General features: G+C 53.1%; 19 protein-coding genes and 2 tRNA genes. 15 read left to right on the forward strand and 6 right to left on the reverse strand.

The window, feature by feature from the left end; genetic code table 11:
• Positions 1 to 10: 10 nt before the first annotated feature.
• The 5 genes from AC07U6_RS13775 to dacB form a co-directional block, all read right to left on the reverse strand.
• Positions 11 to 1,624, reverse strand: a complete 1,614-nt coding sequence (locus tag AC07U6_RS13775; RefSeq protein ID WP_494761383.1) for a (2,3-dihydroxybenzoyl)adenylate synthase — start codon at positions 1,622 to 1,624, stop codon at positions 11 to 13.
• Positions 1,625 to 1,633: 9 nt separating this feature from the next.
• Positions 1,634 to 2,809 carry an isochorismate synthase gene (locus AC07U6_RS13780; protein ID WP_494761384.1) on the reverse strand — a complete coding sequence of 392 codons (1,176 nt, stop codon included), beginning with the start codon at positions 2,807 to 2,809 and terminating at the stop codon, positions 1,634 to 1,636.
• A gap of 257 nt (positions 2,810 to 3,066) precedes the next feature.
• Positions 3,067 to 4,125, reverse strand: a complete 1,059-nt coding sequence (pmrB, locus tag AC07U6_RS13785; RefSeq protein ID WP_494761385.1) for a two-component system sensor histidine kinase PmrB — start codon at positions 4,123 to 4,125, stop codon at positions 3,067 to 3,069.
• The gene (gene pmrA, locus AC07U6_RS13790; protein ID WP_494761386.1) at positions 4,122 to 4,784 is read right to left on the reverse strand and encodes a two-component system response regulator PmrA; all 663 of its coding nucleotides are present in this window, start codon (positions 4,782 to 4,784) and stop codon (positions 4,122 to 4,124) included. The genes pmrB and pmrA overlap by 4 nt, the downstream gene beginning before the upstream one ends.
• A gap of 3 nt (positions 4,785 to 4,787) precedes the next feature.
• Positions 4,788 to 6,221 carry a serine-type D-Ala-D-Ala carboxypeptidase gene (gene dacB, locus AC07U6_RS13795; RefSeq protein WP_494764421.1) on the reverse strand — a complete coding sequence of 478 codons (1,434 nt, stop codon included), beginning with the start codon at positions 6,219 to 6,221 and terminating at the stop codon, positions 4,788 to 4,790.
• Positions 6,222 to 6,470: 249 nt separating this feature from the next.
• Here dacB and greA point away from each other — a divergent pair, with 249 nt between their 5' ends.
• Positions 6,471 to 6,953 carry a transcription elongation factor GreA gene (gene greA, locus AC07U6_RS13800; protein WP_494761387.1) on the forward strand — a complete coding sequence of 161 codons (483 nt, stop codon included), beginning with the start codon at positions 6,471 to 6,473 and terminating at the stop codon, positions 6,951 to 6,953.
• 143 nt (positions 6,954 to 7,096) lie between these two features.
• Here greA and yhbY read toward each other — a convergent pair whose 3' ends face one another.
• On the reverse strand, positions 7,097 to 7,390 hold the full coding sequence (gene yhbY / locus AC07U6_RS13805; RefSeq protein ID WP_105592942.1) for a ribosome assembly RNA-binding protein YhbY: 294 nt from the start codon (positions 7,388 to 7,390) through the stop codon (positions 7,097 to 7,099).
• A gap of 127 nt (positions 7,391 to 7,517) precedes the next feature.
• On the opposite strand from yhbY, the gene rlmE reads away from it, so the two are divergent.
• From rlmE to pnp, 14 genes are all read left to right on the forward strand, one after another.
• On the forward strand, positions 7,518 to 8,147 hold the full coding sequence (gene rlmE, locus AC07U6_RS13810; protein WP_264546849.1) for a 23S rRNA (uridine(2552)-2'-O)-methyltransferase RlmE: 630 nt from the start codon (positions 7,518 to 7,520) through the stop codon (positions 8,145 to 8,147).
• 113 nt (positions 8,148 to 8,260) lie between these two features.
• The gene (ftsH, locus tag AC07U6_RS13815; protein WP_494761388.1) at positions 8,261 to 10,159 is read left to right on the forward strand and encodes an ATP-dependent zinc metalloprotease FtsH; all 1,899 of its coding nucleotides are present in this window, start codon (positions 8,261 to 8,263) and stop codon (positions 10,157 to 10,159) included.
• 119 nt (positions 10,160 to 10,278) lie between these two features.
• The gene (folP, locus tag AC07U6_RS13820; RefSeq protein ID WP_494761389.1) at positions 10,279 to 11,115 is read left to right on the forward strand and encodes a dihydropteroate synthase; all 837 of its coding nucleotides are present in this window, start codon (positions 10,279 to 10,281) and stop codon (positions 11,113 to 11,115) included.
• 4 nt (positions 11,116 to 11,119) lie between these two features.
• Positions 11,120 to 12,454: a phosphoglucosamine mutase gene (gene glmM / locus AC07U6_RS13825; protein ID WP_494761390.1), complete on the forward strand. Its 1,335-nt coding sequence runs from the start codon at positions 11,120 to 11,122 to the stop codon at positions 12,452 to 12,454.
• Positions 12,455 to 12,767: 313 nt separating this feature from the next.
• Positions 12,768 to 13,100 carry a preprotein translocase subunit SecG gene (secG, locus tag AC07U6_RS13830; protein WP_105592949.1) on the forward strand — a complete coding sequence of 111 codons (333 nt, stop codon included), beginning with the start codon at positions 12,768 to 12,770 and terminating at the stop codon, positions 13,098 to 13,100.
• Between the two features lie 51 nt (positions 13,101 to 13,151).
• Positions 13,152 to 13,238: transfer RNA gene (locus AC07U6_RS13835), tRNA-Leu, on the forward strand.
• Between the two features lie 48 nt (positions 13,239 to 13,286).
• Positions 13,287 to 13,363, forward strand: a tRNA-Met gene (locus AC07U6_RS13840).
• Positions 13,364 to 13,576: 213 nt separating this feature from the next.
• Positions 13,577 to 14,029, forward strand: coding sequence for a ribosome maturation factor RimP (gene rimP / locus AC07U6_RS13845; protein WP_494761391.1), 453 nt, complete (start codon positions 13,577 to 13,579; stop codon positions 14,027 to 14,029).
• Positions 14,030 to 14,053: 24 nt separating this feature from the next.
• On the forward strand, positions 14,054 to 15,559 hold the full coding sequence (gene nusA / locus AC07U6_RS13850; RefSeq protein ID WP_494761392.1) for a transcription termination factor NusA: 1,506 nt from the start codon (positions 14,054 to 14,056) through the stop codon (positions 15,557 to 15,559).
• A gap of 24 nt (positions 15,560 to 15,583) precedes the next feature.
• Positions 15,584 to 18,277: a translation initiation factor IF-2 gene (gene infB, locus AC07U6_RS13855; RefSeq protein WP_494761393.1), complete on the forward strand. Its 2,694-nt coding sequence runs from the start codon at positions 15,584 to 15,586 to the stop codon at positions 18,275 to 18,277.
• A 124-nt stretch (positions 18,278 to 18,401) separates the two neighbouring features.
• Positions 18,402 to 18,815, forward strand: a complete 414-nt coding sequence (rbfA, locus tag AC07U6_RS13860; protein WP_105592952.1) for a 30S ribosome-binding factor RbfA — start codon at positions 18,402 to 18,404, stop codon at positions 18,813 to 18,815.
• Positions 18,815 to 19,759, forward strand: a complete 945-nt coding sequence (truB, locus tag AC07U6_RS13865; protein ID WP_494761394.1) for a tRNA pseudouridine(55) synthase TruB — start codon at positions 18,815 to 18,817, stop codon at positions 19,757 to 19,759. The genes rbfA and truB overlap by 1 nt, the downstream gene beginning before the upstream one ends.
• 165 nt (positions 19,760 to 19,924) lie before the next feature.
• Positions 19,925 to 20,194, forward strand: a complete 270-nt coding sequence (gene rpsO, locus AC07U6_RS13870) for a 30S ribosomal protein S15 (RefSeq protein WP_105592954.1) — start codon at positions 19,925 to 19,927, stop codon at positions 20,192 to 20,194.
• A gap of 301 nt (positions 20,195 to 20,495) precedes the next feature.
• Complete coding sequence (gene pnp / locus AC07U6_RS13875; protein ID WP_494764422.1) at positions 20,496 to 22,625, forward strand: polyribonucleotide nucleotidyltransferase; 2,130 nt, start codon at positions 20,496 to 20,498, stop codon at positions 22,623 to 22,625.
• Positions 22,626 to 22,732: the final 107 nt, after the last annotated feature.

Here is a 22,732-nt window from a genome sequence, read left to right on the forward strand (position 1 = left end):
CTCCTGAAAATTAGAGGCTCTGAGTATGGGCAAGCTGCTGGCGCAGGCGTTTTTTATCCACTTTGCCGACCGGTGTGAGGGGCAGCGAATCAACACATTCGATGCGATCCGGCAGCTTGAACTCCGCCACGCCCAGCTCACGCAGATGGCGACGAAGTGCCACCGGCTTTAGCACACCCTTTGCCACGATAAATGCACAGCTCTTCTCGCCCATCAGACTGTCTTCCATCGAAACCAGCGCGGCGTGGATCACCTGAGCGTGGCGGAGCAGCAGGTTTTCGATCTCCTCTGCCGCGATCTTTTCGCCACCGCGGTTGATCTGATCCTTTTCGCGCCCCTGAACGGTGATGTAGCCATCGGGAGCGATGGAGATCAGATCGCCTGAGCAGTAAAACCCCTGCCGATCGAAGCTGACGGCATTATGTTCAGGGCTGTTGTAGTAGCCGCGAAACGTGTAGGGGCCACGGGTCATCAGGCGGCCGGTCGTACCGGCAGGGAGCGGATTGCCGAACTCATCGGCTACCCAGACCTCGTCATCTTCAGAGATTGGTCGCCCCTGGGTGGTCAGAATATGCTGGCTGTCATCATCCAGACGGGTGTAGTTGACCAGCCCTTCGGCCATGCCGAACACCTGCTGTAGCCGGCAGCCGATTTCCGAGGGAATGCGAGCAGCAAGTGACTCACTCAGCCTGGCCCCGCCAACCTGCAGCAGGGTCAGGGAGGCCAGAGCGCGGTTGCTGCCCCATTCCTGGATAGCCTGTAGCCACAGGCTGACGGCTGGCGGGACCAGTGCGGCAACGTTGACCTGATGTTTTTCGATCAGCGGGAAGCAGAGGTTGGCGCTGGGATCGTTCGCCATCACCACGCATCCTCCGGCGTAAAAGACACCGAGTGCGCCCGGTGAGCTCATCGCATAGTTATGCGCGGCGGGCAGGGCGCAGAGATAGCGGGTACTGCTGTTAAACTGGCAAATCTCAACACTGCCACGAATGCTGTAGAAGTAATCATTGTGGGTTCGCGGAATAAGTTTCGGCGTACCCGTGCTGCCGCCGGAAAGCTGGAAGAAGGCCACTTCATCTGCCGCAGAGGGTGTTTCCGAGAAGGTCTCGACTGCCTCATCGGCCATCCCCGCCAGCGACATCGCCACGCCGTGTTCATTGCGCAAAGCGATGACGCTGAGTGTGGGAACAGCCTGTTTGAGCTGCAGTAGATAATCGTTACTGCTGAAAAGCGGATGCAGGCGGTCGGCAATCAGTAATGATGGCTGCAGCTGCGCAGCGTAGGCATCCAGCTCGTTACGCTGGTGACTGAAGAGCGCATTAACCGGTGCCACCCCGATTTTAAGCAGGGCGAAAAACACCATATAGAAATCCGCAACGTTGCCGAGCTGAACCAGCGCGGTATCACCGCTTTTCAGCCCGCGTCGCTGGAGCGCCGCCGCCAGTTGGTTTGACTGCTGTGCCAGCTGCCGATAGCTGTAATACCGATCGCCTTCGATAACGGCGACAGCGGTATTTTGAGCCTGACGTTGCAGAATATCCGTCATCGGAAGATCGAGCCAGTGACCTTTCGCGCGATAGCGTACGGCCAGCTCATCCGGCCAGCGAGTATAGGGAATAGTCATGATTTACCTTTAATTGAGGCCAAATGCACGCAGCATGGTATTCAGTTTGACGCCGGTTTCACGCCATTCGGATTCAGGTGTTGAATCAGGAACAATTCCCGCACCGGCAAACAGACGAACACGGTTTCCGGCAACTTTCCCGCAGCGGATAGTGACCACCCACTCACCGTTTCCGTGCTCATCGCACCAGCCAACGATGCCGCCGAATAAGTCACGCTCGAAGGGCTCCAGCTCGGCAATCAACTGCATGGCGCTGGCATGAGGATATCCGCTCAGCGCCGGGGTCGGATGCAGCAGGCAGGCCAGAGAAAGTGCATTTTCGGCCGCGTGGCTGACTTCACCCTCTATTGGGGTGCCAAGATGCCACAGCGTACCGGTGGTCAGCAGTTCCGGTTCTTCTGGGATGGCGAGGCGCTTGCTGCGTGATTGCAGTACGTCACGCAGAGCATCGATCACCAGCCGATGCTCATAGCGGTCTTTTCGCGAGTTCATCAGTTGCTGACCTGCCGCGCGGTCCTGTTCGCGATCGCTGTTCCGCTTTGCCGAGCCTGCCAGCGGGTGGGTGTAGTAGCGGCGATCGTGCATGCGCAGCAGCAGCTCCGGGCTGGCTCCCAGCAGGGAACCACCCTGTGCCAGAGGTACGTGAAAATTGTAGCTAGCGGGATTCTGCGCGATGAGCTGTTGCATCAGGCCAGCAATGTTGACCGGTTTCTCCGTCACGATGTCCATCAGGCGCGAGAGCACGACCTTATCCAGCTGAGATGAAGCCGTGGCTGCAATAGCTTCGCTGACCATTCGCATAAATTCAGGCTGCTCAGGCAGTGCATTACGCCGCAGAATGCCGTTATGTAATGAGCTCTGTGTCTGTACCTGCTGCTGGAAGCTGCTGCGGTCAAAAAAGTGGCTGATTTCAGGGATAAACAGAGCTGAAGGCTGGCGGACATCAAAAGGGATTGCACCCACCACGACCGGATGACGTATTCCCTGTCGTTTCGCTTCTGACAGGTGATGCCGGATATCGTGTTGAAAACGGCCCGTCAGCATCTCACCTTCATATGCCGGCGTGTTGATAGTGGTAAAGCAACCTTTCGCTGCGAGACTGCGCCAGGGAGACATAAAGAAAAAGCCACTGGCGGCAGCATCTGCGGCAAATTGCAGCGTGCTTTCTGAGGTTAACAATTCCATTCTACGTCCTTATTTAAATGATAAGCTAAGTAATAATTATTATCATTTGCTTTCATGGGAAGTAAGCTACGTTGAATGCTTTGAAGTGTCAATAAAGGTAAATTTATTTATTAAGCTCGTGCTCTTGAGGGAATAATCGCTTTTACACTATTTTTAGCATTTTTTCGTTGATCTGACAGGGTAATTGCAGGTAATCAGCCTGCAATGAGTTAGCGTTGCTAATTAAAATTCCAGAATGTTCTGTAAGAATAGCTGGCTCAGTTAAGCTGCTGCGGGAACCGGCATCTGGCATCGAGCCCACTTCTATCGCTACGATTTGTCAGGCTCAGCTGGCCGTGATGGAGTTGCACGATACGCTGAACGATATTCAGCCCCAGGCCGCTACCGCCAAACCGCTGATCCATTCGGCGGAACGCTTTCACCACTTCCTGAACCTCGCTGACATCAATGCCAGGACCTTCATCGCGCACGGTTACCATGCTACCGTTTTCACTGGATGTCAGTATCAGCGTGATACTGCTGCCCTGTGGACTGTAGCGTGAGGCGTTCTCCAGCAGATTACGCAACATCAGGCGCAGCAGCACGGCATCACCCTGTACGCGGCTGCCATGACTGGTATCCTCAATAACGAGCCGCTGCTGATTCAGGGACAGCATCTCTTCCATCTCCTGACGCAGCGGCTGGACCACTTCTTGCCAGTTCAAAGTTTGGTAGTGACCACTTACCATCATTTGTCCGGCTCGCGACAGCATCAGCAGCTGCTCGATGACATGCATCAGCTGATCGACCCGGGTGACCAGCATTGTACCCAGTGGGTTACCTTCTTGTTCCAGCAGCTCGAGGTGCAGCCGCAGGCCTGCCAGCGGGGTACGTAATTCATGGGCCGCATCTGCCGTAAACAGCCGCTCCTGTTGTAACGTATGGTCCAGACGTGCCAGTAGCTGATTTAGCGCGCCGGTAACCGCCACAATTTCATCCATATCTGAATGCAGCGGCAGGGGGCTCAGGTTATCCGCCGAACGTGAGGCCAGGCTGCTTTGCAGCGAGCGCAGAGGGCGAATTATCCAGCTGATTGCCCAGAAGGAGAGCAGGAGGGTAAAGCACACCATCACCAGCGACGGGAGCAGAAGCGAGGCTATCGCTTCGCGGATCTCATTTTCGACATGCTCATTGCGCGCATGGTTAGTCAGCGTTTCATTCACCAGAAAACTGATTTGCTCCCGGCTTTCGTGCCACAGCCAAAATGCACTCATCAGCTGACAGCTCAGCAGAATTAGCGCCAGCATAATCAATAAACGCCGCCGCATGCTGTTCATTCGCGCTCTTCTAAACGATAACCGACGCCGCGAACGGTTTTGATGCGATCTTTGCCAAGTTTGCGGCGAAGATTATGGATATGTACTTCAAGTGTGTTCGAACTGGTGTCGTCCTGCCAGCTGTATAGATCCTGCTGTAGCGTTTCGCGATGAACCGTCTGGCCCAGGCGCATCAGCAGGCGAGTCAGCAGGGCGAACTCCTTTGGCGTGACTTCAACGGGGAGATTCTCGACGGCCACCTGCTGAGATGTGAGATTTAACGTGATATCGCCGCGTACCAGCAGATTATCGCTGTGGCCCTGATAGCGGCGGATCAGCGCCCGAACGCGGGCTTTCAGTTCAGCCAGCGCAAACGGCTTTACCAGGTAGTCGTCGGCACCCGCATCCAGCCCTTCAACCCGATCTTCCAGCGCGTCACGTGCCGTCAGGATCAACACCGGCAAATCGTTCTGTTCTTTACGCCACTGGCGCAGCAGTTCGGTACCGTCACGATCGGGTAAACCGAGATCCAGCACGATCAGGCTGTACTGGCTGCTGCGCAGGAATGCGACCGCCTGGGTCGCATTTGCCGCGCAGTCCACCGCGTAACCTTCCCCGGTCATTGCCAGAGTCAGGCCTTTTTGTAGCAGTTCATCGTCCTCAACAATTAATATTTTCAATGATTAATTATTCCGGTAAACGTCCTTATACAGACGACTTTCAAAGCGAACCAGCGGGATGCGGCGCTGGCGTTGATCTTCCGGCGGCACGGCATAACCGGACAGGAACTGTACAAAGGCCACCCGCTGCCCGCTAGCGGTGGTCATAAATCCGGCCAGGTTATACACACCCTGCAATGAACCGGTTTTGGCTGAAACTTTGCCGTCAACGCCCGCTTCATGTAGCCCGCCGCGATAGCGCAGTGTGCCATCATAACCGGCCAGCGGCAGCATCGAGATGATATTGAGCTGCTGATCGTTCTGTGCGATATATTGCAGTACCTGCATCATGGTAGCAGGAGAAATCAGATCGTGGCGGGATAGCCCGGAACCGTCCACCTGAATACTATTGCCCAGATCGATACTGGCTTTCTGACGCAGGATTTGGCGCACCGCATCTGAACCCGCACGCCAGGTACCCGGTACGTTAAAGCGCTCATGGCCAATCGTACGGAATACGGTATCCGCAATCATGTTGTCTGACTTTTTCAGCATGATTTTCAGCAGGTCGCGAAGCGGCGCCGATTGAGTTTGTGCCAGCACGGTTCCGGGTTGGGTGACCAGAGTCTGGCGAACCAGATGTCCGCTGTAATCTATGCCGGCATTCTGCAGTTCAGATTTCAGAATTGCACCGGCGTAGCTCGCACCATCCTGGATAGCAAAAGCCAGTGGCAATGGCTCCGAGCGCTGGGTAAGGCAGCCGGTTAGCGTGAAGCGATTCAGTTCCCCTGGAACGATGTCCAGTTCACAATACTGTGCATCGGCCGAACCCCTGGCCAGCGTTCTGACTTCGCTGAACATATTGACCGGATACCAGGAGGCCACGCGAATAAAGGCTTTTTCCCCTGGGGTCGGTGAGCTGTAGAGTGAAACCGAGAAGCAGTTACGGTCTACGATTGCAGCGCCCGGCGGCGCACTGAAGCACTGGGTCATGTCATTCCACGGCCAGCCTGGTGCTTTATCGTGACTGGCAAAAACGGAAGTATCAATGACCAGATTGCCAGCGATATGTTCCACGCCCTGTTTTTTCAGGTTAGTGACCATATTACGCAGATCCTGGCGCGTTAACGTCGGATCGCCACCAAAACGAGCAACCAGATCGCCGCGCAGCGTGTTGCCGCTGATACTGCCCTTGCTTTCAAGCTGGGTGTTAAAGCGGTAATCAGGGCCAAGTTGCAGCATAGCGGCCAGTGCCGTAATCACCTTCATTGTGCTGGCGGGTATCGCCATCTGCTGGCTGTGATAGTCAATAGAGGGCGTTGTAGCCCCAATTTTTTGCACTACGAGCGCCAGGTTTGCACCGTCGGGAAGGTACTGGGTGTAGTCTTCGACGGGGGCTGCCTGTGCATGCAGCATAAAAGCGTAGCTAAGGCCGGTAACAATTCGTGAAAAGCGCATAATCTCGCGGTAACTGACAGGTGATGCTGTCATACTACGGTGCATTGCGGTGGAAAGTAAACGATGACCCCCAGGGAACTCTGGGGTAAAATGCGTATCAAATTGCAAAATAGATCCTGACCTGGAGTTTACTCCGGGTCAGGGTTCTTTTGTTTTAAATCAGTAGAAAGCGCCGCAGAACGCCTTTTCTGCATACCATCCGTCAGGACGACGACACTTTGAACAGGAAAGATTTTAAGAGGTATTGAGATGAATCAGATTCCGATGACGTTAAAAGGCGCAGAAAAATTGCGCGAAGAGCTGGAAGAGCTCAAAACTGTTAAACGCCCCAGGATTATTGCCTCAATTGCTGAAGCACGGGAGCACGGTGACCTGAAGGAAAATGCGGAATACCATGCTGCTCGCGAAGAGCAGGGATTCTGCGAGGGCCGTATCCAGGAAATTGAATCAAAGCTTTCTAATGCCCAGGTAATTGATGTCACAAAAATGGCTAACAACGCTAACGGCCGGGTGATTTTTGGTGCCACCGTTACCGTGTTAAATGTGGATAGCGATGAAGAGTCTACCTATCGTATTGTGGGTGATGACGAAGCGAACTTTAAGCTGAATCTGATCTCCATCAATTCACCAATGGCGCGTGGTCTGGTCGGTAAGGTTGTTGATGATGTTGCTATCATCAAAACGCCGGGCGGCGACGTGGAATATGAAGTGTTAAACGTCCAGTATCTCTGATATTGACTATCCTCATTATGGATGAGGGTTTTGTAAAGATAAGAAAAAGGCCGCACTGCGGCCTTTTATCGGAATGAGGAGCGTGGCACTTTCTCCTGACCTGAGTTTGTTCGGAAAGGCCGGTCAGCTGACCAGCCGCCCCCTCAGCGCGGAATGGAGATCTTGCGTTCCTTCGTTGGACGGTACAGCACCAGCGTCTTGCCGATTACCTGCACATTAACTGCACCGGTTTCGCGCACGATTGCTTCAACCACCAGGGTTTTCGTCTCACGGTCTTCAGTGGCGATTTTCACCTTGATGAGTTCATGGTGCTCCAGTGCATGTTCGATCTCGGCCAGCACTCCCTCGGTCAAGCCGTTGTTGCCCAGCATAACTACTGGCTTCAGCGGATGGGCCAGACCTTTCAGGTGCTGTTTTTGTTTGGTACTCAGATTCATCGTATTTTTTACTTACATTGGGATTGAAAACGGGTCATTCTACCGCCATCTCGAGTGTATCACCAAATCGGCTTCGCTGATTTGCGCGGTTATTTATCGCTTACGTTGAATCATAGTTGGAAATTGTATGACTGGTAAAAAGCGTTCGGCCAGTTCCAGCCGCTGGCTACAGGAACACTTTAGCGATAAATATGTGCTTCAGGCGCAGAAAAAAGGGTTGCGTTCGCGCGCCTGGTTTAAACTGGATGAAATACAGCAGGGTGACAAACTTTTCAAACCCGGTATGACCGTGGTTGACCTCGGTGCGGCTCCGGGCGGTTGGTCACAGTATGTGGTAACGCAGATTGGGTCAAAAGGTCGTGTTATTGCCTGTGATATTCTACCGATGGACCCCATTGTTGGCGTTGACTTTCTTCAGGGCGATTTTCGTGACGAAAGCGTACTGAAAACTCTGATGGAACGTGTGGGTGAGACTAAAGTTCAGGTTGTGATGTCGGATATGGCACCCAACATGACGGGTACACCTGCAGTTGATATTCCCCGGTCGATGTATTTATGTGAGCTTGCCCTGGATATGTGTCGTGACGTATTGGCACCCGGTGGCAGCTTTTTAGTAAAGGTGTTTCAGGGAGATGGTTTTGAAGAATACCTGCGGGAAATTCGCTCCCTGTTTACGAAAGTAAAAATTCGTAAGCCGGACGCTTCACGTTCTCGTTCGCGTGAAGTGTATATTGTAGCGACAGGGCGCAAACTGTAACCATCATCGCCGGATCAGCCGCAGTTTTGCAGCGATTCCAAGTGTGAAGGATATGTAGTACCCTACGCTGTCTGTTAACACAGTTGTAATAAGAGGTTAATCCCTTGAGTGACATGGCGAAAAACCTAATTCTCTGGTTAGTCATCGCAGTTGTGCTGATGTCTGTATTCCAGAGCTTTGGGCCCAGCGAGTCGAATGGCCGTAGGGTTGATTACTCAACCTTCCTGTCTGAAGTGAACCAGGATCAGGTCCGCGAGGCACGTATTAACGGGCGTGAAATTAACGTAACCAAAAAAGATAGTAATCGCTACACGACCTACATTCCTGTCAACGATCCCAAGTTACTCGATAACCTGTTGACTAAAAATGTGAAAGTAGTCGGCGAACCACCGGAAGAGCCGAGCCTGCTGGCATCGATTTTCATCTCCTGGTTCCCAATGCTGTTACTGATTGGTGTCTGGGTCTTCTTTATGCGGCAGATGCAGGGCGGCGGCGGTAAGGGCGCGATGTCCTTCGGCAAAAGCAAAGCGCGTATGCTGACAGAAGATCAGATTAAAACCACCTTTGCTGACGTTGCAGGCTGCGACGAAGCGAAAGAGGAAGTGGGCGAGCTGGTTGAATACCTGCGCGAGCCTAGCCGTTTCCAGAAGCTGGGCGGTAAAATTCCGAAAGGCGTACTGATGGTCGGCCCTCCGGGTACCGGTAAAACCCTGCTGGCGAAAGCGATTGCAGGCGAGGCGAAAGTACCTTTCTTCACTATCTCTGGCTCTGACTTTGTTGAAATGTTCGTTGGTGTGGGTGCATCCCGCGTACGCGATATGTTTGAACAAGCTAAGAAAGCCGCGCCGTGTATTATCTTTATCGATGAAATTGATGCGGTAGGCCGTCAGCGTGGTGCTGGTCTGGGCGGTGGTCACGATGAACGTGAACAGACGCTGAACCAGATGCTGGTTGAGATGGATGGTTTTGAAGGTAACGAAGGCATTATTGTTATTGCCGCTACCAACCGTCCTGATGTGCTTGACCCTGCGCTGCTGCGTCCGGGCCGCTTTGACCGTCAGGTTGTCGTCGGTTTACCGGATGTTCGTGGGCGCGAGCAGATCATGAAAGTGCATATGCGCCGTGTGCCGCTGGCACCAGATGTCGATGCGGCAATCATTGCCCGTGGTACTCCTGGTTTCTCCGGTGCAGACCTGGCTAACCTTGTTAACGAAGCGGCGTTGTTTGCTGCCCGCGGTAACAAGCGTGTGGTGTCGATGGTTGAGTTCGAAAAAGCGAAAGACAAAATCATGATGGGTGCAGAACGTCGCTCCATGGTGATGACTGAAGCTCAGAAAGAATCAACCGCTTACCATGAAGCAGGGCACGCCATTGTGGGTACGCTGGTTCCGGGTTATGACCCGGTGCACAAAGTCACTATCATTCCTCGTGGCAGAGCGCTGGGCGTAGCCTTCTTCCTGCCGGAAGGGGACGAAATCAGTGCCAACCGTCAGAAGCTGGAAAGCCGAATTTCCGTGGCCTACGGTGGACGTCTGGCGGAAGAGATTATCTACGGGCCGGACTACGTTTCTACCGGTGCATCGTCTGATATCAAAATGGCGACCAGCGTTGCGCGAAACATGGTTACTCAGTGGGGCTTCTCAGAAAAGCTGGGTCCGTTGCTTTATGCTGAAGAGGAAGGTGAAGTGTTCCTCGGCCGTTCAGTGGCTAAGGCTAAGCATATGTCCGACGAAACGGCACGTATCATCGATCAGGAAGTGAAAAAACTGATTGATACCAACTATGCTCGTGCTCGCCGCATTCTGGACGAAAATATGGACATTCTTCATGCGATGAAAGATGCGCTGATGAAGTATGAAACCATTGATGCACCTCAGATCAGCGATCTGATGGCGCGTCGTGAGGTTCGTCCGCCAGCGGGCTGGGAAGGCCCAGTTAATATTGAGAAAACTGTCACGCCTGAGGCACCACGTCCAAACGACGACATGCCAGGTTCAGACAAAATCGTGTGATAGGGCTCTGACGGAAACCTGATGGAACCCGCCAGATTGCAGCCAATATGCTGTTATAATGTGAACCCCGGCTATGGTCGGGGTTTTTTTATATCTACAATTACCGGAGACCGTTTGTTATGAAGCTGTACGCCAGAGATACCGTACTCGACCTCTCACATCCGCATGTGATGGGTATCCTGAACGTCACTCCCGATTCGTTTTCAGATGGCGGCAAGCATAACGAACTGAGCCATGCTCTGACCCACGCCAACGAGATGATCAATGCCGGCGCCACGATTATTGATGTCGGCGGAGAGTCTACCCGTCCCGGAGCCAAAGACGTCAGTGTGGAAGAGGAGCTGGAGCGCGTTATTCCAGTGGTAGAAGCGATTGCGCAGCGTTTTGAGGTGTGGATATCGGTGGATACCTCCAAACCCGAGGTTATCCGTGAATCTGCCCGCGTGGGGGCGCACATTATCAATGATATTCGTTCACTACAGGAACCGGGAGCGCTTGAAGCCGCTGCGGAAACCAGCCTGCCGGTATGCCTGATGCATATGCAGGGCGAACCGAAAACTATGCAGCAGTCACCGAACTATCAGAACATTCTGCGCGATGTTGATGACTTTTTCGTTCAGCATATTGCCCGATGCGAAGCCGCAGGGATAAAAAAATCGCAACTGCTGCTCGACCCGGGTTTTGGTTTCGGTAAGAATCTTTCCCATAATTATCAACTTCTGGCGCACCTGGCCGACTATCATCATTTTGGCCTGCCGCTATTAGTCGGCATGTCGCGTAAAAGTATGATTGGCCAGCTGCTGAACGTGGGGCCCGGGCAGCGCTTAACCGGCAGCATAGCCTGTGCGGTGATTGCTGCCATGCAGGGCGCTCATATTTTGCGCGTACACGATGTAAAAGAAACCGTAGAGGCGATGCGCGTCGTCGAAGCGACACAGTCAGCGAAGGAAGAATAACGTTATGAGCAACCGCAAGTATTTTGGTACCGATGGCATTCGCGGCAAAGTGGGTGAATATCCCATCACTCCAGATTTTGTGCTGAAACTTGGCTGGGCTGCCGGAAAGGTGCTGGCACGCCACGGCTCGAAGAAAATTATCATCGGGAAAGATACGCGTATCTCAGGCTATATGCTGGAGTCTGCGCTGGAAGCGGGTCTGGCCGCAGCCGGATTGTCAGCCGCGTTTACCGGGCCAATGCCGACTCCTGCGGTGGCCTACCTGACTCGCACATTCCGTGCCGAAGCGGGTATTGTTATCTCTGCCTCTCATAATCCGTTCGACGATAATGGCATTAAGTTCTTTTCCACTGAAGGCACCAAGCTGCCGGATGAAGTGGAAGAGGCGATTGAAGCCGAGATGGAAAAGCCGATCACCTGCGTTGAGTCTATCGAACTGGGGCGTGCCAGCCGTATTGTTGATGCCGCCGGGCGCTACATCGAGTTTTGCAAAGGGACATTCCCAAGCGAGTTAAGCCTTAACGGATTAAAAATTGTGGTGGATTGCGCGAATGGCGCTACTTATCACATTGCGCCTAATGTGTTGCGTGAACTGGGCGCGGACGTGATCTCGATTGGCGTTCAGCCTAACGGGATGAACATTAATAATGAGTGCGGTGCAACCGATCTGCGCCTGTTACAGGAACGTGTACTAGCTGAGAAAGCCGATCTGGGACTGGCTTACGACGGTGATGGCGACCGTATCATGATGGTTGATCATCTTGGCCAGAAGGTGGATGGCGATCAGATCCTCTATATTATCGCCCGTGAGGGTTTACGCCAGGGGCAGTTGCGCGGTGGTGTTGTCGGTACGTTGATGAGCAATATGGGCCTGGAACTGGCGCTTAAACAGCTTGGTATCCCGTTTGCCCGGGCGAAAGTGGGTGACCGATACGTACTGGAAAAGCTAAAGGAAAAAGGCTGGCGTCTTGGCGCTGAGAATTCAGGTCACGTAATCCTGCTTGATAAGACGACCACAGGCGACGGTGTGGTTGCAGGTTTGCAAGTACTAACTGCGATGGTGCGAAATCATATGACTCTGCACGATTTGTGTAGTGGAATGAAGCTGCTGCCGCAGATTCTGGTTAACGTTCGCTTCAGTGGCGAAAACGATCCGCTGGAAGATGCGCAGGTTAAAGCGGTAACCAGTGAAGTGGAAGCTGAACTGAAAGGACGTGGTCGCGTGCTACTGCGTAAATCCGGTACCGAACCGCTGATCCGCGTGATGGTGGAAGGTGAAGACGAAACGCAGGTTACCGCACTTGCCCATCGCATCGCCGATGTGGTGAAAGCCGTTTGATTCGGAGCGGGGTCGAACAGTCACTTCGGCCCCTGTTTCAGGGTGTTTTCTATCGCACTAAACGACGCTCTTTCTGTTCTTTGCCTGGTCATGTTTTGATGAAAAATCATTGATGAACAGTGCGTTTTCTCTCCATAAATTGATCTTTTGCCGCTTTTTTCTGCAATCAGTATGATGTAGTGAAATTGCCCTTGCACGGGAGAGCGCCTTTGGTTAGTATTCACACCCGCTTCTGATGGGTAGTGATTCACTATCGACTTAACTGGTTTGAAGCTTTTAATGCACATTTAACGTGCAAGGAAGAAGGTTGATTATGTACGAAGCTCTTTTAGTAGTTTTCCTTATTGTGGCAATCGGCCTTGTCGGTCTGATCATGCTGCAGCAAGGTAAAGGCGCTGATATGGGAGCATCATTTGGTGCAGGCGCTTCTGGTACACTGTTTGGTTCTAACGGTTCAGGTAACTTCATGACCCGTATGACTGCAGTGCTGGCAACCCTGTTCTTCATTATCAGCTTGATCTTGGGTAACCTTAATAGCAACAAAACCCAGAAAGGAAGCGAGTGGGAAAATCTGACTCAGCCAGCACAGTCTCAGCAGACTGCGCCAGCTAAACCGGCAGCGCCGGGCAGTGACATCCCGCAGTAAGACCTGAGTTACATTTCGACGCGATAGAAATAAAAAAATCGCAACTTTAGTGCCGTGGTGGTGGAATTGGTAGACACGCTACCTTGAGGTGGTAGTGCCCGCATGGGCTTACGGGTTCAAGTCCCGTCCTCGGTACCAAATCTCAGTTTTGCTTGCGATTTGTGCAAGTTTTGCGTAATATTCGGACGCGGGGTGGAGCAGCCTGGTAGCTCGTCGGGCTCATAACCCGAAGGTCGTCGGTTCAAATCCGGCCCCCGCAACCACTTTCCCTTAGAGTTCTTTTTCAAATATACTGTATGCACAGAACGGCGCGTTTACAGCGAATTTTGAAAAAAATTCTTTTGGATTGTGCCGAGCCGCAGCTATTGCGGTATACAGGGTCCAGTCGCATAAAGCCCCGAATTTTCGGGGTTTTTTGTTATCAGGAAACAGTAACACTGGGCTATAGGCCCTTTTTTTATGTCTTGGGGGTGGGATTGTCCACATTAGAGCAAAAATTAACAGAGCTGATTTCAGCACCGGTAGAAGCGCTTGGCTACGAACTGGTAGGTATTGAGTTTGTACGTGGCCGCACATCCACCCTGCGCATCTATATTGATAGTGAAGATGGCATCAATGTTGATGATTGCGCTGATGTGAGCGACCAGGTTAGCGCGGTGATGGACGTTGAAGATCCGATTACCGTGCCCTACAACCTTGAAGTCTCTTCACCTGGTCTTGACCGTCCAATGTTTACCGCAGAGCATTACGTACGTTTTACTGGTGAAGAAGTCAGCCTGGTTCTGCGTATGGCGGTACAGAACCGCCGCAAATGGCAGGGCATCATTAAATCTGTCGAAGGTGAAATGATTACTGTTGCCGTTGAGGGTAACGACGAAGTGTTCGCACTGAGCAACATCCAGAAGGCGAACCTGGTTCCCCACTTTTAAAAGTCCGGATTGAGGCATACCAGGATGAACAAAGAAATCTTAGCTGTTGTAGAAGCGGTCTCTAATGAGAAATCCCTCCCGCGCGAGAAGATTTTCGAAGCGCTGGAGAGCGCGCTGGCTACAGCCACCAAGAAAAAATACGAGCAGGAAATTGACGTTCGCGTCACCATCGATCGTAAAAGCGGCGATTTCGACACCTTTCGTCGTTGGCTGATCGTTAACGAAGTGACGCTGCCGACTCGTGAAATCACGCTGGAAGCAGCACGTTACGAAGATGAAGCGCTGGACCTCGGTGATTTCGTTGAAGATCAGATCGAATCCGTGACCTTCGACCGTATCACCACCCAGACCGCCAAGCAGGTTATCGTTCAGAAAGTTCGTGAAGCAGAGCGAGCAATGGTCGTGGATCAGTTCCGCGAGCAGGAAGGCGAGATCATCACCGGTGTGGTTAAGAAAGTTAACCGCGACAACATCTCCCTGGAAGTTCGGCCTACCGATGGCTCTAACACCAATGCTGAAGCCGTCATCATTCGTGAAGATATGCTGCCGCGCGAAAACTTCCGCCCGGGTGACCGCATTCGTGGTGTTCTGTATGCCGTGCGTCCAGAAGCCCGCGGTGCGCAGCTGTTCGTCAGCCGTTCCAAGCCGGAAATGCTGATTGAATTATTCCGCATTGAAGTGCCGGAAATCGCTGAAGAAGTTCTTGAAATTAAAGCCGCCGCGCGCGATCCAGGCTCCCGTGCCAAAATCGCTGTGAAAACTAACGATAAGCGTATCGACCCGGTCGGTGCCTGCGTTGGTATGCGCGGTGCGCGTGTTCAGGCGGTATCCAGCGAGCTGGGTGGCGAACGTATTGATATCGTACTGTGGGATGATAATCCAGCGCAGTTCGTGATCAACGCGATGGCTCCAGCGGATGTCGCCTCTATCGTAGTTGATGAAGATAATCACACCATGGATATTGCCGTTGAAGCCGGGAACCTGGCTCAGGCAATTGGCCGTAATGGCCAGAACGTGCGTCTGGCTTCACAGCTGAGTGGCTGGGAGCTGAACGTGATGACGGTCGACGACCTGCAAGCTAAGCATCAGGCCGAAGCACACGCTGCCATTGACGTCTTTACTAAACACCTCGATATCGATGAAGACTTCGCTACCGTTCTGGTAGAAGAAGGCTTCTCTTCTCTGGAAGAGCTGGCTTATGTGCCGATCAACGAGCTGTTGGAGATCGACGGCCTGGATGAAGAGACAGTAGAAGCGTTGCGCGACCGAGCTAAAAACGCGTTAACCACCCTGGCCCTTGCGAAAGAAGAGAGCCTGGGGGATGCCCAACCTGCGGAAGATTTACTGGGCCTGGAAGGTCTGGAACGTGAGCTGGCTTTCAAGCTGGCTGCGAAAGGCGTTCGTACGCTGGAAGATCTTGCCGAGCAGGGTGTTGATGACCTGTCAGATATTGATGGCCTGACCGATGAGCGGGCCGGTGAGCTGATTATGGCTGCACGTAATATTTGCTGGTTCGGCGACGACGCGTAATAAACTGTAGCAGGAAGGAACAGCATGACGACAGATGTAACCGTAAAATCACTGGCAGCAGAGATTCAGACACCGGTTGAACGCCTGGTACAGCAATTTGCTGATGCAGGGCTCCAAAAGTCTGAAACAGACTCTGTTACCCAGCAAGAAAAAGAAACTTTACTTACCCATCTGAATCGCGAACATGGCGGTGGATCTGGTAAGCTAACTCTGCAGCGTAAAACACGCAGCACCTTGAATATCCCGGGCACCGGGGGTAAAAGTAAATCGGTGCAAATTGAAGTCCGCAAAAAACGCACCTATGTAAAAGGCGATCCGGCTGAAGCTGAACAGGCTGAAGCAGAAGCGCAGGCACAGCGTGAAGCGGAAGAACTGGCTCGTCGCGAGGCTGAAGTAAAAGCCCAGCGCGAAGCTCAAGAGAAAGCGAAGCGTGAAGCCGAGGAGCAGGCCAAGCGTGAGGCAGCTGATAAAGCCAAACGTGAAGCAGCGGAAAGAGATAAAGTGAGCAATCAACATACCGATGAAATGACCCGGGCTTCACAGTCCGACAAAGCCCGCCGTGAAGCTGAATCAGCTGAACTGAAGCGTAAAGCCGAGGAAGAAGCGCGTCGCAAGATTGAAGAAGAAGCGAAGCGTGTAGCCGAAGAAGCGCGTAAAATGGCGGAAGAAAAAGGTGAAGAGTGGGCATCAGTCAAAGAGGAAGAAGACACCTCTGACTACCACGTCACAACATCCACTCACGCGCGTGCTGCAGAAGACGAAAACGATGCACAGGTTGAAGGTGACCGTCGTACTCGTGCGGCAGCGCGCCCAGCTAAAGCCCCGGTTCGTAAAAAGGGCAACAAACACGCTGAAGCCAAAACTGACCGTGAAGAAGCGCGTGCGCAGGTTCGTGGCGGTAAAGGTGGCAAGCGTAAGCCAAGCTCGCTGCAGCAGGGCTTTAATAAGCCGGCTCAGGTCGTAAACCGCGATGTGGTGATTGGCGAAACCATCACCGTTGCGGAACTGGCTAACAAGATGGCGGTGAAAGGCTCCCAGGTCATTAAAGTGATGATGAAGATGGGCGCTATGGCGACCATCAACCAGGTTATCGACCAGGAAACTGCACAACTGGTTGCGGAAGAAATGGGTCACAAAGTGACGCTGCGCCGCGAAAACGAGCTGGAAGAAGCGGTAATGAGCGACCGTGACACCGATGCCGTGCTGGAATCCCGAGCGCCGGTCGTGACCATCATGGGCCACGTTGACCACGGTAAAACCTCACTGCTGGACTATATCCGCTCCACGAAAGTCGCCTCTGGCGAAGCGGGCGGCATTACCCAGCACATCGGTGCATACCACGTTGAAACTGACAACGGTATGGTGACCTTCCTCGATACCCCGGGCCACGCCGCGTTTACCGCAATGCGTGCTCGTGGTGCTCAGGCTACCGATATCGTTATCCTGGTTGTTGCTGCTGATGATGGCGTGATGCCACAGACTATCGAAGCAATCCAGCACGCCAAAGCGGCGAAAGTGCCGGTTGTTGTTGCGGTGAACAAGTGCGATAAGCCAGAAGCCGATCCGGATCGCGTTAAGAACGAGCTGACCCAGTACGGAATTATTCCGGAAGAGTGGGGCGGTGAAAACATGTTCGTCAATGTATCTGCGAAAGCCGGTACCGGTATCGACGACCTGTTGAACGCTATCCTGCTGCAGGCTGAAGTTCTCGAACTGACCGCTGTGCGTCAGGGTATGGCGAGCGGCGTGGTTATCGAATCCTTCCTGGATAAAGGTCGTGGTCCGGTTGCTACCGTGCTGGTGCGTGAAGGTACCCTGAACAAAGGCGATATCGTACTGTGCGGCTTCGAGTACGGTCGTGTTCGTGCGATGCGCGATGAGCTGGGTCGTGAAGTTCTGACCGCCGGCCCATCGATCCCTGTTGAGATCCTCGGCCTGTCCGGTGTTCCTGCTGCGGGTGATGAAGCAACGGTTGTTCGTGACGAGAAGAAAGCGCGTGAAGTTGCGCTGTATCGTCAGGGCAAATTCCGTGAAGTTAAGCTGGCACGTCAGCAGAAATCTAAGCTGGAAAACATGTTTGCGAACATGACCGAAGGCGAAGTATCTGAACTGAACATCGTACTGAAAGCCGACGTACAGGGTTCTGTAGAAGCCATCGCTGACTCACTGATGAAACTTTCTACCGATGAAGTGAAAGTGAAAATCGTTGGTTCAGGCGTGGGCGGTATCACCGAAACCGACGCCACTCTGGCTGCAGCATCTAACGCTATCCTGGTTGGCTTCAACGTTCGTGCCGATGCTTCTGCTCGCCGCGTGATTGATTCTGAAAGTCTGGATCTGCGTTACTACTCCGTGATCTATAATCTGATCGACGAAGTGAAAGCAGCGATGAGCGGCATGCTGGCACCAGAGTACAAGCAGCAGATCATTGGTCTTGCAGCGGTGCGTGATGTGTTCAAATCACCGAAATTTGGTGCTATCGCGGGCTGTATGGTCACCGAAGGTAACATCAAGCGTCACAACCCAATCCGTGTACTGCGTGACAACGTGGTTATCTATGAAGGCGAGCTGGAATCCCTGCGCCGCTTCAAAGATGACGTTAACGAAGTTCGTAACGGCATGGAATGTGGTATCGGCGTGAAGAACTACAACGATGTTCGCGTTGGCGATATGATCGAAGTATTCGAAATTATCGAAATTCAGCGTACCATCGATTAATCGACTGGCAGATATCCGGTAGATTTCGCGTTGCAGCAGGGCAGTTAACGCAGCGGCGATGTGAAGATTGCAGGATATTATTTGGGAGGCTTCTGGCCTCCCAAATTATTTGGAGAGATAAATTATGGCGAAAGAATTTGGTCGCCCGCAGCGCGTTTCTCAAGAGCTACAAAAAGAGATCGCTATCATTCTGCAGCGCGAGATTAAAGATCCGCGTCTGGGTATGATGGTCACCGTTTCCGGCGTTGATGTTTCCCGCGACCTGGCCTACGCGAAAGTGTTCGTAACGTTCCTCAACGACAAAGACGAAGCGGCAATTAAAGCCGGCCTGCGTGCGCTGGGTGATGCGTCCGGCTATATCCGTACGCTGCTGGGCAAAGCAATGCGTCTGCGCATTGTGCCGGAACTGACCTTCTTCTATGACAACTCCCTTGTTGAAGGGATGCGCATGTCTAACCTGGTGACCAACGTAGTGAAAAAAGACGTTGAGCGCCGTGGTCCGGCAGAAGATGAGCAGGAAGAAGGTAAAGAAGATTAATGAGCCGTCCTCGCCGTCGCGGTCGCGATATCCACGGGGTGCTGTTGCTGGATAAGCCGCAGGGCTTATCCTCTAACGATGCCCTGCAAAAAGTGAAACGCCTCTACAACGCAAATCGTGCGGGTCATACCGGCGCGCTGGACCCTCTGGCGACGGGCATGCTGCCGATCTGCCTTGGGGAAGCCACCAAGTTTTCACAATACCTGCTTGATTCAGACAAGCGTTATCGCGTGATTGCCCGGCTGGGGCAGCGCACCGATACTTCAGATGCAGATGGCGTGGTAGTCAGTGAGCGCCCGGTAATTTTCACTGCGGAAGCACTGATGGCAGCGCTGGAAAGTTTCCGTGGTGAAACGCAGCAAATCCCGTCGATGTATTCTGCGCTAAAGTATCAGGGCCGCAAGCTGTATGAATATGCCCGCGAGGGGATAGAAGTCCCTCGTGAGTCTCGCAGCATCAATGTCTACGAACTGCTGTTCATTCGCCATGAAGGGAATGAGCTGGAGTTGGAAATTCACGTTTCCAAAGGTACCTATATTCGTACCATTATTGACGATCTTGGTGAGAAACTGGGCTGTGGCGCGCATGTTACCTATCTGCGTCGTTTGCAGGTTGCCACTTATCCGATTGCTAAGATGGTGACGCTGGAACAGTTGAATGCGCTGGCGGAAGAAGCGCATCGTAGCGAACAGCCGCCCGCGGCTCTGCTTGACGCTTTACTGATGCCGATGGACAGCCCGGCGGCGGAATACCCGGTGGTGAACCTGCTAAGTGAAGTGGCCGCCTGGTTTAAACAGGGTATGCCTGTTCGGGCGGCAGGCGCACCGAGTACAGGCCTGGTGCGCGTGACCGAAGGCGACGAACATAAGTTTATCGGCATGGCCGAAATCGCCGATGATGGACGAGTGGCTCCACGCCGCCTGGTTGTGGAACATTTCGACTAATTTACTCCGTTTGGTTCGGGCGGCAGACCTTGCTCCTGTTGCCGAAAAGATAACGGGTAAATTTGCGCTTGCGCATTGCGCGGAGTAGAATGGCGCGGCTTTACACTGGGTTGCTGAATTAGAGATCGGCGCCTGTACATTTACCTTATAATTTGGAGTTGTCTCATGTCTCTAAGTGTTGAAACTAAAGCGCAGATCGTTGCTGATTTCGGTCGTGGTACTAACGACAGCGGTTCTACTGAAGTGCAGGTTGCTCTGCTGACTGCGCAGATTAACCATCTGCAGGGTCACTTCTCTGAACACAAGAAAGACCACCACAGCCGTCGCGGTCTGCTGCGTATGGTTTCTCAGCGTCGTAAACTGCTGGACTACCTGAAGCGTAAAGACGTTTCTCGTTACACCAGCCTGATCGAGCGTCTGGGTCTGCGTCGCTAAGTCTTAAGGCTGTTCTGCCCGTTTTCAGAGCGATCTGATGACAAAATGGCAAACGTACAGCCTGGAACGAGTTTCGCTGGAAAGGGGCCTTTATGGCCCCTTTTTTCAAGCAATCGGCAGCAATTCCGGGCAAACTATTGTATTGTTGCTGAGTGTGATCTTCAGTTGCAGAGGTTCGCGCGGCTAATGAGAGGCTTTATCCCATTTGGGATTAGGGTTGTCATTAGTCGCGAGAATGCAAGGTGAAGATTAGTAATCCACGGCGGGATTAACCCCTGCCCAGATGTTTAAGGAACTAATTTTGCTGAACCCGATCGTAAAAAAATTCCAGTATGGTCAGCATACCGTCACCATTGAGACCGGTATGATGGCGCGCCAGGCAACGGCTGCCGTAATGGTAAGCATGGACGACACCGCAGTGTTCGTTACTGTTGTAGGCCAGAAAAAATCTAAGCCAGGCCAGGACTTCTTCCCACTGACCGTAAACTATCAGGAGCGTACTTACGCTGCTGGCCGTATCCCCGGCAGCTTCTTCCGTCGTGAAGGCCGCCCAAGCGAAGGCGAAACCCTGATTTCTCGCCTGATTGACCGCCCGATTCGTCCGCTGTTCCCTGAAGGCTTCGTTAACGAAGTGCAGGTTATTGCTACCGTGGTTTCCGTTAACCCACAGGTTAACCCGGACATCGTCGCAATGATCGGTGCTTCAGCAGCGCTGGCGCTGTCTGGCCTGCCGTTCAATGGTCCTATCGGTGCAGCGCGCGTCGGTTACCTTAACGACCAGTACGTACTGAACCCAACCAGCGATGAGCTGAAAGAAAGCAAGCTGGACCTGGTCGTTGCCGGTACTCAGGGCGCTGTACTGATGGTTGAATCAGAAGCCGAGCTGCTGAGCGAAGATCAGATGCTGGGTGCGGTCGTATTTGGCCACGACCAGCAGCAGATCGTGATTGAGAACATCAATGCGCTGGTAGCTGAAGCCGGAAAACCTCGCTGGGACTGGCAGCCAGAGCCTGTAAACGAAGCGTTACATGCACGTATTGCTGCCCTGGCTGAAGCGCGTCTGAGCGATGCTTACCGCATCACCGAAAAACAGGAGCGTTATGCTCAGGTTGACGTGATTAAATCAGAAGCTACCGCTGCACTGTTGGCCGAAGACGACAGCCTGGATGCTGGCGAAATCAGCGACATCCTGCACGCGCTGGAAAAAGATGTTGTTCGTAGCCGTATTCTGCGCGGTGAGCCACGTATCGATGGCCGTGAAAAAGACATGATCCGTGGTCTGGATGTGCGTACCGGCGTTCTGCCACGAACTCACGGTTCCGCACTGTTCACCCGTGGTGAAACTCAGGCGCTGGTAACCGCAACTCTGGGTACTGCACGTGATGCGCAGAACCTGGACGAGCTGATGGGTGAACGTACCGACAGCTTCCTGTTCCACTACAACTTCCCTCCGTACTCTGTTGGTGAAACCGGTATGGTGGGCTCACCGAAGCGTCGCGAAATCGGTCACGGTCGCCTGGCGAAACGTGGCGTGCTGGCCGTAATGCCAAAAGGCGATGCGTTCCCGTACACCGTACGTGTTGTGTCAGAAATCACTGAATCAAACGGCTCTTCTTCAATGGCTTCCGTTTGTGGTGCTTCTCTGGCGCTGATGGATGCAGGCGTGCCAATCAAAGCCGCCGTTGCGGGTATCGCAATGGGTCTGGTTAAAGATGAAAACAACTTCGTAGTTCTGTCTGACATTCTGGGTGACGAAGACCACCTGGGCGATATGGACTTTAAAGTTGCCGGTAGCCGCGAAGGTATCACCGCGCTGCAGATGGACATCAAAATCGAAGGCATCACCCGCGAGATCATGCAGGTTGCTCTGAACCAGGCTAAAGGTGCGCGTCTGCATATCCTGAGCGTGATGGAACAGGCTATCAGCACCCCGCGCGGCGATATCTCTCAGTTCGCACCGCGTATCCACACCATTAAGATCAGCGTTGATAAGATCAAAGACGTGATCGGTAAGGGTGGTTCTGTCATCCGTGCGCTGACCGAAGAAACCGGTACGACCATCGAAATCGAAGACGATGGTACGGTGAAGATTGCTGCAACCGACGGCGAAAAAGCGAAATTCGCAATTCGTCGCATTGAGGAAATCACCGCAGAGATCGAAGTTGGTCGCATCTACAACGGTAAAGTGACGCGTATCGTAGACTTCGGTGCCTTCGTGGCAATCGGCGGCGGTAAAGAAGGCCTGGTGCACATTTCTCAGATCGCTGACAAGCGCGTTGAGAAAGTAACCGACTATCTGCAGATGGGTCAGGAAGTACCGGTTAAGGTACTGGAAGTTGACCGTCAGGGGCGCGTGCGTCTGAGCATCAAAGAAGCCAGCGAACAGGCTCAGCCTGAAGCAGCAGCTCCTGCGGCACCAGAAGCAGAATAAAGCACTACCATTGAGCTCTCCGTCGCATGGCGGAGAGCTGTTTCATCGCAGGGTTGGACCCCTGTATGCGGCAGGCGGATGACAGGATGATCATCCCAATGTTTGTT

Source organism: Erwinia sp. GW821-FHT03D09 (genome assembly GCF_059420805.1).

Bases quoted from the DNA above. Each gene is read 5' to 3' on its own strand.
- glmM (WP_494761390.1), top strand. From the start codon at position 11,120: ATGAGCAACCGCAAGTATTTTGGTACCGATGGCATTCGCGGCAAAGTG.
- folP (WP_494761389.1), top strand. From the start codon at position 10,279: ATGAAGCTGTACGCCAGAGATACCGTACTCGACCTCTCACATCCGCAT.
- rbfA (WP_105592952.1), top strand. From the start codon at position 18,402: ATGGCGAAAGAATTTGGTCGCCCGCAGCGCGTTTCTCAAGAGCTACAA.
- ftsH (WP_494761388.1), top strand. From the start codon at position 8,261: ATGGCGAAAAACCTAATTCTCTGGTTAGTCATCGCAGTTGTGCTGATG.
- rlmE (WP_264546849.1), top strand. From the start codon at position 7,518: ATGACTGGTAAAAAGCGTTCGGCCAGTTCCAGCCGCTGGCTACAGGAA.
- nusA (WP_494761392.1), top strand. From the start codon at position 14,054: ATGAACAAAGAAATCTTAGCTGTTGTAGAAGCGGTCTCTAATGAGAAA.
- greA (WP_494761387.1), top strand. From the start codon at position 6,471: ATGAATCAGATTCCGATGACGTTAAAAGGCGCAGAAAAATTGCGCGAA.
- truB (WP_494761394.1), top strand. From the start codon at position 18,815: ATGAGCCGTCCTCGCCGTCGCGGTCGCGATATCCACGGGGTGCTGTTG.
- secG (WP_105592949.1), top strand. From the start codon at position 12,768: ATGTACGAAGCTCTTTTAGTAGTTTTCCTTATTGTGGCAATCGGCCTT.
- dacB (WP_494764421.1), bottom strand. From the start codon at position 6,221: ATGCGCTTTTCACGAATTGTTACCGGCCTTAGCTACGCTTTTATGCTG.
- pmrB (WP_494761385.1), bottom strand. From the start codon at position 4,125: ATGAACAGCATGCGGCGGCGTTTATTGATTATGCTGGCGCTAATTCTG.
- AC07U6_RS13780 (WP_494761384.1), bottom strand. From the start codon at position 2,809: ATGGAATTGTTAACCTCAGAAAGCACGCTGCAATTTGCCGCAGATGCT.
- infB (WP_494761393.1), top strand. From the start codon at position 15,584: ATGACGACAGATGTAACCGTAAAATCACTGGCAGCAGAGATTCAGACA.
- yhbY (WP_105592942.1), bottom strand. From the start codon at position 7,390: ATGAATCTGAGTACCAAACAAAAACAGCACCTGAAAGGTCTGGCCCAT.
- rpsO (WP_105592954.1), top strand. From the start codon at position 19,925: ATGTCTCTAAGTGTTGAAACTAAAGCGCAGATCGTTGCTGATTTCGGT.
- AC07U6_RS13775 (WP_494761383.1), bottom strand. From the start codon at position 1,624: ATGACTATTCCCTATACTCGCTGGCCGGATGAGCTGGCCGTACGCTAT.